Annotated in this window: 12 protein-coding genes and 2 pseudogenes; 9 read left to right on the plus strand and 5 right to left on the minus strand. The window is 41.9% G+C overall.

Going from position 1 to position 12,522, the window contains the following annotated elements; all coding sequences use genetic code 11:
* Positions 1 to 36: 36 nt before the first annotated feature.
* Positions 37 to 711: a 7-cyano-7-deazaguanine synthase QueC gene (gene queC, locus NLP_RS09240; RefSeq protein ID WP_104906143.1), complete on the minus strand. Its 675-nt coding sequence runs from the start codon at positions 709 to 711 to the stop codon at positions 37 to 39.
* Positions 712 to 1,049: 338 nt separating this feature from the next.
* On the opposite strand from queC, the gene NLP_RS09245 reads away from it, so the two are divergent.
* From NLP_RS09245 to NLP_RS09265, 5 genes are all read left to right on the plus strand, one after another.
* Positions 1,050 to 2,132, plus strand: a complete 1,083-nt coding sequence (locus NLP_RS09245) for a Gfo/Idh/MocA family protein (protein WP_104906144.1) — start codon at positions 1,050 to 1,052, stop codon at positions 2,130 to 2,132.
* A gap of 464 nt (positions 2,133 to 2,596) precedes the next feature.
* Positions 2,597 to 3,220 carry a DedA family protein gene (locus NLP_RS09250; RefSeq protein WP_104906145.1) on the plus strand — a complete coding sequence of 208 codons (624 nt, stop codon included), beginning with the start codon at positions 2,597 to 2,599 and terminating at the stop codon, positions 3,218 to 3,220.
* A gap of 239 nt (positions 3,221 to 3,459) precedes the next feature.
* On the plus strand, positions 3,460 to 4,617 hold the full coding sequence (locus tag NLP_RS09255; protein ID WP_104906146.1) for a ParM/StbA family protein: 1,158 nt from the start codon (positions 3,460 to 3,462) through the stop codon (positions 4,615 to 4,617).
* Between the two features lie 5 nt (positions 4,618 to 4,622).
* Positions 4,623 to 5,102, plus strand: coding sequence for a plasmid segregation centromere-binding protein ParR (locus tag NLP_RS09260; RefSeq protein WP_104906147.1), 480 nt, complete (start codon positions 4,623 to 4,625; stop codon positions 5,100 to 5,102).
* Positions 5,103 to 5,543: 441 nt separating this feature from the next.
* The gene (locus tag NLP_RS09265) at positions 5,544 to 6,098 is read left to right on the plus strand and encodes a SinI family restriction endonuclease (RefSeq protein WP_267894933.1); all 555 of its coding nucleotides are present in this window, start codon (positions 5,544 to 5,546) and stop codon (positions 6,096 to 6,098) included.
* Between the two features lie 33 nt (positions 6,099 to 6,131).
* On the opposite strand, the pseudogene NLP_RS09270 reads toward NLP_RS09265, so the two are convergent.
* A pseudogene (locus tag NLP_RS09270) lies at positions 6,132 to 6,503 on the minus strand (DNA cytosine methyltransferase); the annotation flags it as partial.
* Positions 6,504 to 6,678: 175 nt separating this feature from the next.
* On the opposite strand from NLP_RS09270, the pseudogene NLP_RS36015 reads away from it, so the two are divergent.
* From NLP_RS36015 to rdgB, 3 genes and pseudogenes are all read left to right on the plus strand, one after another.
* A pseudogene (locus NLP_RS36015) lies at positions 6,679 to 7,137 on the plus strand (IS701 family transposase); the annotation flags it as partial.
* A 225-nt stretch (positions 7,138 to 7,362) separates the two neighbouring features.
* A complete protein-coding gene (locus NLP_RS09280) occupies positions 7,363 to 8,799 on the plus strand; it encodes a phosphoglucomutase/phosphomannomutase family protein (RefSeq protein WP_104906149.1) in 1,437 nt (478 codons plus the stop codon).
* A gap of 107 nt (positions 8,800 to 8,906) precedes the next feature.
* Entirely contained in the window at positions 8,907 to 9,485 is a 579-nt protein-coding gene (gene rdgB / locus NLP_RS09285) for an RdgB/HAM1 family non-canonical purine NTP pyrophosphatase (protein WP_104906150.1), read from the plus strand.
* Positions 9,486 to 9,615: 130 nt separating this feature from the next.
* Here the strand turns inward: rdgB and NLP_RS09290 are convergent, their stop codons facing one another.
* From NLP_RS09290 to thiD, 3 genes are all read right to left on the minus strand, one after another.
* The gene (locus NLP_RS09290) at positions 9,616 to 9,954 is read right to left on the minus strand and encodes a P-II family nitrogen regulator (RefSeq protein WP_012410794.1); all 339 of its coding nucleotides are present in this window, start codon (positions 9,952 to 9,954) and stop codon (positions 9,616 to 9,618) included.
* A 360-nt stretch (positions 9,955 to 10,314) separates the two neighbouring features.
* Positions 10,315 to 10,923 carry a hypothetical protein gene (locus tag NLP_RS09295; protein WP_104906151.1) on the minus strand — a complete coding sequence of 203 codons (609 nt, stop codon included), beginning with the start codon at positions 10,921 to 10,923 and terminating at the stop codon, positions 10,315 to 10,317.
* 199 nt (positions 10,924 to 11,122) lie between these two features.
* Complete coding sequence (gene thiD / locus NLP_RS09300) at positions 11,123 to 11,956, minus strand: bifunctional hydroxymethylpyrimidine kinase/phosphomethylpyrimidine kinase (RefSeq protein ID WP_104906152.1); 834 nt, start codon at positions 11,954 to 11,956, stop codon at positions 11,123 to 11,125.
* A 425-nt stretch (positions 11,957 to 12,381) separates the two neighbouring features.
* Here thiD and NLP_RS35500 point away from each other — a divergent pair, with 425 nt between their 5' ends.
* Positions 12,382 to 12,513, plus strand: coding sequence for a hypothetical protein (locus NLP_RS35500; RefSeq protein ID WP_267894912.1), 132 nt, complete (start codon positions 12,382 to 12,384; stop codon positions 12,511 to 12,513).
* Positions 12,514 to 12,522 lie beyond the last annotated feature (9 nt).

Consider the following 12,522-nt stretch of genomic DNA (forward strand, 5'->3'; position numbering starts at 1 on the left):
GTCTCTTCTCAATACCCTATTTGACCAATGCCTCTACTATGCATACACCAGTGGATCGACAAGTCCTAATTCGGCAAAAGCTGCTAGCCGTAAGCGACAAGAATCACACACACCGCAGGCGACATCTCCACCCGTATAGCAAGACCAAGTTAGTTCCCAAGGAACTCCCAATTGGTTCCCCAATTGGATGATTTCGGTTTTTTTCAAGTTGATTAGGGGTGCAACAATATTAATTGGTCGTCCCTCACGCCCTTGTTTGGTTCCCAGGCGAAAAACTTCTTGCATTGCTTGGATATAGTCGGGGCGACAATCAGGATATCCTGAGTAATCTAGGGCATTAACGCCGATATAGACACGCTCTGCGGCGATCGCTTCGGCGTAACTAAGAGCAAAGCTTAAAAAGATGGTATTACGAGCTGGAACATAAGTTACAGGAATATTTTGAGACATTTCATCCAGCGATCGCTCCTGAGGTAAATCAATGGCATCATCGGTAAGTGCGGAACCGCCCCATTGCCGTAAGTCAAAGTTAACTACCTGATGTTTTGCGATCGCAGCTTTTTGAGCGACACTGAGCGCTGACTGTAACTCTCGTCGATGTCGCTGCTGGTAATCAAAGGAAATAGCATGACATTCACAGCCATCAGCTTGAGCTTTGTACAGAATTGTGGAAGAGTCCAATCCCCCAGATAACAGAATTACAGCTTTCATCTTGGTTGCAAATTTTGGATTTCAAATCACTGCATCAAACCTTAACAAGATGCCAGAAAGCAATGCCAAGGAGAATTTATACTTAAGTCTTACTAAAAGTTTTAAAGTTAATAAAAATACATATATTTTTGTAGAAAGTGTAAAATCCAAAGCAAACTCGAAATATCTATACAAAAGATATTTGGATTACGGGAACCGATCACAAACTTTGAAATTCTTCATAAACATAGGCTCTATGTTACCATCTGGATGGTTTTAGACGGATCGTAACCGGCTTTCGAGTATAAACGCCAACGACCGTAGCGTCTCTAAATTTGGTGGTTGAGGAGAGAATAATAGTGCAAAATAGCATGTCAGTGGCAGAACCGAATCCATATACACAGCGCAACCAGCCACGACCAATCCGCATAGGCGTGATTGGAGTGGGTAACATGGGACAACACCACGCTCGCGTGCTGAGTTCAATGAAAGATGTTGAACTAGTCGGAGTGGCAGATATTAACGTCGAGCGAGGATTAGAAACTGCCAGCAAGTACAAGGTGCGTTTTTTTGAAGATTACTGCGATCTGCTACCCCTTGTGGAAGCAGTTTGTGTAGCTGTTCCCACCCGTCTGCACTATGCCGTGGGCATCAACTGTCTGTTAGCGGGAATTCATGTTTTGATTGAAAAACCGATCGCAGCCAGTATTTCTGAGGCAGAGTCTTTGGTAAATGCCGCGGCTGAGTCTGGGTGTATCCTGCAAGTAGGTCATATTGAGCGTTTTAACCCAGCTTTTAAAGAACTGAGCCAAGTTCTAAAAACAGAGGAATTACTGGCGCTAGAAGCCCACAGAATGAGTCCTTACTCAGATCGAGCAAACGATGTTTCAGTTGTGCTGGATTTAATGATCCATGACATCGACCTACTTTTGGAATTAGCTGCTTCCCCAGTAACGAAATTGACTGCTAGCGGTACTCGCTCCCTAGACTCTGGTTATTTAGATTACGTAACCGCCACCTTGGGGTTTGCCAATGGTATTGTTGCTACTCTGACTGCCAGTAAAGTCACCCACCGCAAAATTCGCCGAATTGTCGCCCATTGCAAAAATTCATTTACTGAGGCAGATTTTCTCAAGAATGAAATTTTGATTCACCGACAAACGGCTGCCAATTCTCTTACCGACCACCGACAAGTACTTTATAGACAAGATGGTGTAATTGAAAAAGTTTACACCAGCAATATTCAACCACTGAGTGCAGAATTAGAACATTTTGTCAACTGCGTACACGGTGGTAATCAACCTTCAGTAGGTGGCGAACAAGCTCTCAAAGCCCTGAGACTTGCAAGTTTAATTGAGCAGATGGCGCTGGAAGATCGAGTTTGGAATCCCTTAGACTGGGAATCGGAACCAAGGGTACAATCTTTGACCCCCACAGTCTAGAAGAAGAGGGTATGAGGGGATGAGGCGGACAAGGTGAAATTTTCTCCCTTCTCTCTCCATGCTACCCCACAGCCCCAACTTCAGCAGAAAACCTAGAGTATGTTTTTAAATTTGCCATCAAGTCTTTAGATCCTTCCTAGTCCCTTTAAAAAGCAGGCTAAGGGGGATCTAAAAAATTAGAAAACAAAACCTACTGCTCTGTCCCATTAATTTTGGGAGGTTTGTAGTCAGCGATAAATCGTTCAATCTCAAGGGCTAGAGCTACTTACAAACTTTTATAACTCTCAACATTAATGAAACAGAACTATAGCTTCCACTTGTCTTACTCTGTTTTTCAGTTGTAATGTCAATTTTTAGTGTAGCCAAATTACCTTGACTCTAACAAGCGGGGATAATTACCCTTTAAAAAAGCTAAAGCTGAATTTAGTAACAAGACTAGTCCAGCAATTTCAGGAATTGACTCAATGCTTGAATGGATAACTAATACTATCAACTATTTTGGCTATTGGGGAATCGCCCTACTAATGTTTTTAGAGAACCTTTTCCCCCCCATTCCTTCAGAATTGATTATGCCACTGGCTGGATTTACAGCAAGTCCATATCAACCAGGAGGGGCAAAGCTGAATATTATTGGTGTATTTTTCGCAGGACTTTTGGGTTCTGTATTGGGCGCACTTATTTGGTACTATCCGGGTAAGTTTTTGGGTGAAATCCGTTTGAAAGCTTGGGCTGACAAGTATGGCAAATGGCTGGCCATATCCAGTAAAGACATCACCAAGGCCAAAGAGTGGTTTGATCGACAAGGTAGAACAGCAGTATTAATTGGTCGTCTTGTGCCAGGAATCCGCACCTTGATTTCTGTTCCCGCAGGTATTAGCAATATGCCTTTGCTACCATTTTTGTTTTACACAACATTAGGTAGCGCTGCTTGGGTGGGTTTGTTAACATACTCAGGATACATATTGGGTAGTCAGTATGAACTTGTGGACAAGTACCTTGCTCCTGTATCCAAAATCGTACTTGGCGGTTTGGTTCTAGCATTTGTTTTCTGGATATTCAAGCGCCAGTTAAGACGCACTAGAAGATGAAACACGGACGCTTTTGGTTTGAAAGCAGTGAAAGCAGGGGTTACATCTGGCCAAAATTCGCCTACACTATGCCAAATAATACTAGATGTGCGTTGGCAAAGCCCACCAGAGGTATCGCCGGAATTAATTTTTGGCGTATTTCTAGCTACACTTGACGCAACCTAGAATTTCTGGTTGCTCGCATTTTTGTAAGATGAGCATGACAACTTTTTACAGTTAAGTTTGAACTAGGAGCTTTCATGACAGACCAACCTTCCGCCGCTACCCCAATCAATGCTGCTGCTATACCCATGAATAGGCAGCCGTTAGCATCGACTCCCATGAATGCTGTTAATAATAATCCTCCCAAGCCAGCCGGTGTTCCGGGAAAAACCATTCTCAGTGTTGACTTAGGAAGAACTTCCACAAAAACTTGTGTGAGTCGTGAACCCGGCAGTGTGGTGTTCGTACCTGCCAACGTCAAGCAGATGTCAATCGAACAAGTACGCGGTGGTGTTTTTGAAGCCAGGGCTACTGACCCCTTAATGGATTTGTGGCTGGAGTATCAAGGAAATGGATATGCTGTTGGTCAACTGGCAGCCGATTTTGGGGCGAATTTAGGAGTCGGACAATCTAAGGTAGAGGCTGCACTGGTAAAAGTGTTAGCAAGTGCTGGCTACTTCAAACTCAGAGATGATATCTCAGTCGTACTAGGTCTGCCTTTTCTTTCCTTAGAGCAATTTGAAAAGGAAAAAGCACAGTTAATTAGCCAAGTCGGTGGCCCTCATGTGTTGAACTTCCGAGGCGAATCTGTGTCGCTGAACGTCAGTAAGGTATGGGTAATGCCAGAAGGTTACGGCAGCTTGCTGTGGTCTGAAGCTCAACCCAAGAAAAACCCTGGCAGTCCTGATTTTACAAAAATATCGGTGGCGATCGTCGATATTGGACATCAAACCGTCGATCTTTTGATGGTAGATAACTTCCGTTTTGCCAGAGGTGCTTCTAAGAGTGAAGACTTCGGGATGAATAAGTTTTATGAATTGGTGTCTGCCGAAATTGAGGGAGCAGATAGTCAATCTCTAGCGCTGATTTCCGCTGTAAACAAACCCAGAGGCGAACGCTTTTACCGTCCTAAAGGCGCTAGCAAGCCCACCAACCTAGACGATTTTCTTCCCAACCTCACAGAGATGTTTTCGCGCGAAATCTGTAGCCGTGTGTTAGCCTGGTTGCCAGAACGCGTCACCGATGTGATTCTGACTGGTGGGGGTGGTGAGTTCTTCTGGGACGACGTTCAACGTCTGCTCAAAGAAGCAAAGATTAATGCTCATTTAGCAGCACCTTCCCGTCAGGCGAATGCTTTGGGGCAGTATATTTATGGAGAGGCACAATTATCCTCCAATCGCGCTGCTAGGGCATAAAGCTGATGTTCCAATGGTCAAAAAAGGTAGTTAAATCCGTCACGTTCAACCCAGAGCTTGCTGATGAAAGCTTGTTAGCGCAAGTAGAAAGTTATTTGGAAAAACAACCAGACAAGACTTTCAGCGACCTCTGTAAAGAAGCCTTATGGCAATCTTTATGTGTACCGGAACCTGTACAACCTGCTCCACAAACAGCAGCAACAACACCAATTGATCAACAAATCGGTGAACTGCAACGTCAAGTGGCTGGACTTGAGGAACGTTTTTTTGCCAAGGGATCTAATCGTTTGGAGGCGATGGAACATCATCTACTGCAACTTTCTCAACAAGTTGCACAACTGGCGCTCATAGTCAACGATCGATCGTTCATTCCGTCTCCAACTCAATTAGAAGTAGTAAATAATACTTCTTATACTGTTGCTACCCCTCCTCAAGAGGTTGACCCCGTAATCAGTCGCCTTAGTCAGTTTCTCGATGATTTTTAAGGAACAATCAGCTTTGTGAGCAGTTTTTGCTCATGTTAACAATCCTTAATAGTATTAACTATTAAGGATTGTTAATGTTTATATATAGAAATATTTGATTATTGAGATTTGTGTATCTATAAATATGAGCTTGACAAACAAAGTTTGGACATGGTGAAGTTTTTGGAGTTAGGTAAGGCTTTGGGTATTACTCCTTGTGAATTGTTGGGAAAACTAGAACAAGTAACTTAAACAGCAGATTTTACCCAATAGTAACTGTGAGCAATAACCTAAAAATACCGGATTTTGATGCCAATCTGATCATGTCAGAAGCTGAAAATATCGCAAAACTTCGTTTTGGGATGTTCTGGAATGATTCTGTAAAAACAGTTTTATTCGTCTGTTGTAATTCGCCTGAATTATTTCCATATTTAAAAGTATGCAATTCTCGCTTAGATTATCATTACTAAGTGGTTAAATAAGTATTTTGGCGGTTATAATAATCGAGCCTCAAAGCGAACTAGTAAGAATATAGGCACTGTTTCTGACAAAATTATTGACACGATTCTTTCCGCTCGTTTACCTACTCTCAGCACTGATGGCATTAATCACATAAAGTATGCTCATCGTCTTTCCATGTCGGCAGAAAACATATTGGGTCTTCTTTTAGAAGAATATCCTGCCGAAAAATTATCATTTTATGGTTGGTACTGTGCTTGGGGTGAAACTATAAATAAGGTTGATTTTTGCACCAAGAAAGGTGAGCTATTACAAGTTAAAAACCGTAGTAATTCTGAAAATAGTTCGAGCAGTAGTATCCGTAAAGGAACTGTCATTCGGAAATGGCATAGAGTCAATGCTCAAAATGGAGCTTACTATTGGAAAGAACTGAATCAATTAATAGGATGCTCTAATCTTTCTGAAGAATACTTTGCTACCTTTGTTAGACAAACTATTGCTGAAAATCATGCAGCATTGTATGTAAAAGATAGTAATTATTGGCAACAAATTCAGTAATAAAAGTATTAAAATAATTAACAGGCTAGGAATTTAGTGATTAAATAGTGAAAGCTGTTCAAAGACTGGTATCCCTTTAGGTTTCTCCTGTCTAATTAAACTATGTAAATAGTCACCAATAGCTTTAGCTAAGAGTCCAGGTACAGCATTACCTATCTGTCGGTACTTAGAGGCTGTCGAACCAGAGAAAATCCATGAGTCTGGAAAGGTTTGAATCCTGGCACACTCTCGAACACTTAGAGGACGCAGTTCCTCTGGATGACACATATCTGTAGCCTTTTGGTAAGGACTTGTGGTAACAGTAGGAGATGGCTTATCCCAACATAACCTTCTGTAAAACCCTACTTTCCCGCCTCCAGATTTGTAAGCCCCTCCCATTGCTTCTTTTATCAAGTCGTTAGGTAACAGGACTTACGCAACTGGCACAGTGCGATCGCTAGCTAGTAGTACATACGTATTCAATTAGCGAGAATGTGTTTGATTGGCTTTGCTCAAATTAGTAACAATAATCAATGATGTATCTTGTTGTTCAAAATTTTATGAGAAAATTGATAAAAGTGTATTAAAAAGTTGGTTAGTGATGAAATTTACTAAACTTAATTATTGTCAATATTTACTGAGCAGCCAAATTAACTATACAATGACTAATCAAGCAGAACATTTGTCAAATATTAGTCATGATAAAACAAATTATTATTTAAAGAATGAAAAATTAACTCCTCGTTTACTTTGGGATAATGTCCAAGATTTAATTGTCCCTGACGAGGATGCTTATATTATATTTGATGATACAGTTTTAGATAAAAGATTTTCGGAGGAAATAGAAATAGTACGAAGGCAGTATAGTGGTAATGAACATGGCGTTATTAGAGGGATAGGAATAGTAAATTGCATATATGTTAATCCTAAAACTCTCAATTTCTGGGTAATAGATTATCGTATTTTCAATCCAGACAATGATGGTTTAAGCAAGATTGACCATGTGAAAAATATGCTGCAAGGGCTTGTATACCACAGGACTTACGCAACTGGCACCATTGCTTGTGCCAGTTGCGTAAGTCCTGGAAACAGTATGCTACAAAAGCGCTATCCTTTTTTAAATGTGGTAGGCGTATACGTGCCGTTAGACATTACACCTCTACAATGCATAAATTTGCTCACTTTTATGTTGAATATTATTAGTACATATTATTACTAGATTCTTTTTTTACTTTATACACTGTATAAATGCTAGAATCCTCAAGTAGACAGTTAGGATACCTAGATGCCAGTTGTAGCTAACTCAATCAAGTTTGGTACAGACGGCTGGCGGGGCGTTATTGGTGACGAGTTCACCTTTGAACGCCTAGCCCTGGTCGCGCCAGTCGCCGCAAAAGTATTATATGATACATATTTTTCTACGGTGGGTAGCCGGACAATAATTGTCGGTTACGATCGCCGATTCATGGCCGAAGACTTTGCTCGTGCTGTTGCCGATACTGTCACCGCTGTCGGCTTTGATGTGCTATTGAGCGAGAGCTATGCCCCAACCCCAGCTTATAGTTGGGCAGCAAAACAACTCAACGCTTTAGGGGCGCTGGTAATTACAGCTAGCCATAATCCAGGTTCATATTTGGGATTAAAAGTCAAGGGTTATTTTGGTGGATCGGTACCGCCAGAAGTCACAAAAGAGATAGAAGCGCAGTTATCAGTGGGAGTACCACTAGCAGCTACCCCAGGCAAGCAAGAAAAATTCGATCCTTGGCCCAGTTATACCCAAGCACTAGAAGGTAAAGTTGATATCGCCAAACTTCGAGAAGCGATCGCATCTGGCAAACTAACGTTATTTGCTGATGTCATGCATGGCGCTGCTGCTAGTGGATTGGCAAGACTACTAGGCAATCAGGTCAAAGAAATCAACAGCGATCGCGATCCCCTATTTGGTGGCGGTGCGCCGGAACCATTGCCTAAATACCTTTCAAAGCTATTTGAAGTCATCAAGACTCACCGAGAAACCGATAAATCAGGTTTAACGGTGGGGTTGGTATTTGATGGAGACTGCGATCGCATCGCGGCTGTAGATGGAGAAGCCAACTTTCTAAGTTCCCAAGTATTAATCCCGATATTAATCGACCACTTAACCCTGCGGCGCGGTTTTACTGGAGAAATAGTCAAAACTGTCAGTGGTTCCGACTTGATGCCCCTTGTAGCAGCACTACATAACCTATCAGTCTTTGAGACAGCAGTTGGTTATAAATACATTGCTGACAGAATGTTAGTAGCAAAAGTATTGCTGGGCGGCGAAGAGTCGGGAGGAATTGGCTATGGTAGCCATATTCCCGAACGTGATGCCCTGCTGTCAGCATTGTACGTTCTAGAGGCGATTGTAGAATCTAGTTTGGATTTAGGTGAGTATTATCGCCACTTGCAAAAACAAACAGGGTTTACCTCAGCTTATGATCGCATTGATTTACCCTTAGCAAGTATGGAAGTGCGATCGCGTCTTTTGCAACAACTGCAAACCCAACCCTTATCAGAAATTGCAGGGTTAGCAGTAATTGATTGCCAGACAATTGACGGCTATAAGTATCGTTTAGCTGATAAAAGCTGGTTAATGATTAGGTTTAGCGGTACTGAGCCAGTTTTACGCCTCTACTGCGAAGCCCCGACAATAGAGCAAGTGCATCAAACTCTTGCTTGGGCGAAACAGTGGGCGGAGTAAAATTAATCATTAGTCATTTGTCTTTTGTCCTTTGTCCTTGGTAAATGACCAATGACCAATAACCAATGACCAATGACTAATGACCAATGATCAATGACTAATGACTAATGACCAAATTACTTGTAGTAGCCACAGGAAATCCTGGTAAGCTGCGGGAAATGCAGGCTTACCTGGAAAATTCTGGTTGGGAATTAACCCGCAAACCTGAAGAATTGGAAATTGATGAGACGGGCGAAACTTTTGCCGCCAACGCTTGTCTAAAAGCGTCACAAATTGCTAAAGCTACGAGAAACTGGGCAATTGCTGATGATTCAGGCTTGCAAGTAGATGCCCTAAATGGCGCCCCAGGGGTGTATTCTGCACGTTACGCCAAAACCGACTCAGAACGCATTGCTAAGGTACTCAAAGAATTAGGCAACGAGGTAAATCGGCAAGCTCAATTTGTTTGTGCAGTAGCGATCGCTCGTCCTGATGGTGCGATCGTATTACAATCTGAAGGTGTTTGTCGCGGCGAAATTCTCCACGTACCTCGTGGTGATAGTGGTTTCGGCTACGACCCAATTTTTTATGTGCAAGAATTGCAATTGACCTTTGCTGAAATGACACGGGAGTTGAAGAAGTCAATTAGCCATCGAGGCAAGGCTTTTACGGCTTTACTTCCGCAACTAGAGAGAGTTAAGAATTAGGAGAGACGCGATTAATCGCGTCTGTGCAAGAGTTAGGAGAGACGCGATTAACGCGTCTGTACAAGAGTTAGGATTTATGAATTCTGCTAAATCTTCATTCATTAGTCCTGACTCACGACTCATAACTTTTTTAAACTGCTTCTGTGTTCTTTTCGCCGGTGCGAATCCGAATCACTTGCTCAACAGGCGAGATGAAAATTTTACCATCGCCAATTTCACCAGTGCGAGCAGCAGCAATAATTTTATCTACTACCATATCAACCTGATTGTCGTCAACGACGATTTCCACTTTGAGTTTTTGCAGAAACTCAACAGTATATTCAGAACCCCGATACCGTTCAGTTTGACCTTTCTGCCGTCCGAACCCCCGGACTTCAGAAACAGTCATGCCAACAATACCAGCGTTAACTAAGGCAATTTTTACCTCATCTAGCTTAAATGGGCGGATAATAGCTTCTACTTTTTTCATCTTCTTGACTCCTGACTTCTACTAGCTTCGTTTATATATCTAACCAGATCCGCTGTCTGAAGCTGTAACTAGCAGTGCTTTTCCTAAAAAATATGTAATAATTACAACTTTTTTAAAGTTTAAGTGCTTTACTTGAGGTTTTGTGACATGACAAGCGGCAATAATTTGTTAATTGGATAATCTTTGAGGTTCTAACATAAAGAAATTGCTGTCAATTTAGCATTTTATGTAGCTTTTATAACCTAAAAATAGCTCGTTTCTGCCATTTAGCATATTTGTTCGGATATTTAGAGAGTGATTACAGACAAATTACACGGTAGCCTGAAAGTCTGCTACTGCTGCTAACCGTGGGAATGTCAACTAACGTTTCTGATGTTCAAACAAGGGACGCACAATGAAATATCCAGCACTAAAGGCAGTCAGCATGATTAACAAGATGGTAATAATTAACCACCAGCCATTGATTCCCTTAACATCTGGCTCAGTAGTGGAATAATAATTTACTTGTTGCTCTTCTATAAAAACTGGTTCTGATATCGGAAAATTCATTTCCATTACAGGTGTAGAAAAGTCTTGGCGACGGCTTTTTTCGGGTGGTGTTTTGGGCACAACGGATGGACGCGAACGAGAAACCTGCTGAGGTGGACGTGCTTGTGTTACCGGCTGTTTGGCAGCACTTTTAACGTCATCAGAAGCTTGGTTGGCTTGGTGATAACTAGGTGTAGCATGGGAATCCACAAAATTTTGCAAACGAGAAAAAGACTCAACGACTTTGGTAATTTCTTGACGTAATAGTTGATTTTCTTGTGCTAGTTGCTGATTTTGAATGGTGAGTGCATTTAGCCTCGCCTGTACTGCTTGCAACTCTGTTGACAATTCCCTGTATACAGATAGCGGTACAGAGGGAGGGTAGGCTTGAGTAGTTGGTGTTGGCGAATTCCTGTGAACAGAACCTATGGTTGTTCGCATCGGGGGCTTGGTATTAAAAATCAAAGTAATTAGATCGTACAGAGATGCTAACAGAGATAGTCACCCCTGAAACTATGCCCAAGAATAATAGAAAAATATCGAAAGGGCAAAGATTTTTTATTTGGGCATTGGGGATGGAGTACTGAGAAAACTTTTCTCTAGTCCCCATCCCCAATGACCAGTCTCCAATCCCTAATCCCTAGTCTCTAGTCCCTAGTCTCCACAATGGGAAGAAGTGTCCCACAGGGCCTTGCCCTTCGCCAATATCTAGGGCGTAAGTGAGTGCGGTAGTCACATATTCCTTTGCCTGTTGCACTGCCTGCCACAAATCTTTTCCTTTAGCTAGATTAGCAGCGATCGCAGCCGATAGTGTACAACCAGTACCGTGGGTATTTTTTGTCTCTACTTGCTGGCAAGTCAAAACTTCCAACTTATCCCCATCAAACCAGATATCAACGCCACGCAAATCTCCCTGCATACCTCCACCTTTAACTAAAACAACCTTCGTCTTTAAAGTCTTGTGAATAATTTCAGCCGCGGCTTGCATATCCTCTAAAGAATTAATTTGTAAACCGCTCAAAATTTGGGCTTCATAGCGATTGGGCGTAATCATAACCGCTTTGGGAATCAGGGCATGGCACAGAGTCTTTACAGCATCATCATCAATCAATTGTGCTCCCGTGCGTGACACCATTACTGGATCGACTACTAAATTATTGATTTGTAAAGCTTCCACTTGCTGGGCAACAGCAAAGATAATTTCCTGATTGAGCAACATTCCTGTTTTGGCAGCTTGTACGCCAATATCCTCAACTACTGCCTGAATTTGCGCCACAACAGCCTCTGTTGGCATAGCATCAACCCTCTTCACTCCTAGAGTGTTTTGCGCCGTGACGCAGGTTATAGCACTAGTACCGTGGACACAGTGAAAAGCAAAGGTACGTAAATCAGCTTGAATTCCTGCACCGCCACCGCTATCTGAACCAGCAATAGTTAAAGCAACAGGTATTCTGGAGTTTATTTCAGTGTTCATATTATAAAGATTAAGTAAGTTGGTGTCATCAAACCAAACTATCTCAAAGATTGATGAACTACGCTAAAATCCTCTTCCCTCCTGCCCGATTTCAACGACTGACTCCACTAGACACTTCCATAGTTTTTTGGGGCTTGTTGTAAAAAAATTTACCACATTCCGAGCATTCACTGATATCAAGTGCTATTTGTAAAGGTTAGTTTTAATTAAGTTCACAACGCTCAGTTACACCGCTTAAAACAGGTTCAACTAAGTTGTTACATTAGTCCCCTTAAGTTAAAGGGTCAACCTAACTAAAGTTTCAACCAATTTAACTTCGATTGCTTTAACTTTAAGTCCCCAGTTATCAACCAAGGGTGAATTTTACCATGCAGATTTGGCAACCCCCTGACTTAAAACAACGCATAAAGTTCAGAGGAATTAATATGCCAAATACGATCGTTTTATTGAAAAAAGTAGATGCTAAAGCTGGTTTGCAAAGAGCAGCGATGTCTACGACGGGCTACGCCTATGCAGCTGCTAAAGATGAAGATACGATTCAATTCAACTTTATCTAGTCTTGCTAA

The organism is Nostoc sp. 'Lobaria pulmonaria (5183) cyanobiont' (assembly GCF_002949795.1).
Taxonomy (GTDB): domain Bacteria; phylum Cyanobacteriota; class Cyanobacteriia; order Cyanobacteriales; family Nostocaceae; genus Nostoc.

Excerpts from the sequence above, each read along its gene's own strand:
- NLP_RS35500 (WP_267894912.1), top strand. The coding sequence starts at position 12,382 with ATGCCAAATACGATCGTTTTATTGAAAAAAGTAGATGCTAAAGCTGGT.
- queC (WP_104906143.1), bottom strand. The coding sequence starts at position 711 with ATGAAAGCTGTAATTCTGTTATCTGGGGGATTGGACTCTTCCACAATT.
- NLP_RS09250 (WP_104906145.1), top strand. The coding sequence starts at position 2,597 with ATGCTTGAATGGATAACTAATACTATCAACTATTTTGGCTATTGGGGA.
- NLP_RS09280 (WP_104906149.1), top strand. The coding sequence starts at position 7,363 with ATGCCAGTTGTAGCTAACTCAATCAAGTTTGGTACAGACGGCTGGCGG.
- NLP_RS09290 (WP_012410794.1), bottom strand. The coding sequence starts at position 9,954 with ATGAAAAAAGTAGAAGCTATTATCCGCCCATTTAAGCTAGATGAGGTA.
- NLP_RS09295 (WP_104906151.1), bottom strand. The coding sequence starts at position 10,923 with ATGCGAACAACCATAGGTTCTGTTCACAGGAATTCGCCAACACCAACT.
- thiD (WP_104906152.1), bottom strand. The coding sequence starts at position 11,956 with ATGAACACTGAAATAAACTCCAGAATACCTGTTGCTTTAACTATTGCT.
- NLP_RS09260 (WP_104906147.1), top strand. The coding sequence starts at position 4,623 with ATGTTCCAATGGTCAAAAAAGGTAGTTAAATCCGTCACGTTCAACCCA.
- rdgB (WP_104906150.1), top strand. The coding sequence starts at position 8,907 with ATGACCAAATTACTTGTAGTAGCCACAGGAAATCCTGGTAAGCTGCGG.
- NLP_RS09255 (WP_104906146.1), top strand. The coding sequence starts at position 3,460 with ATGACAGACCAACCTTCCGCCGCTACCCCAATCAATGCTGCTGCTATA.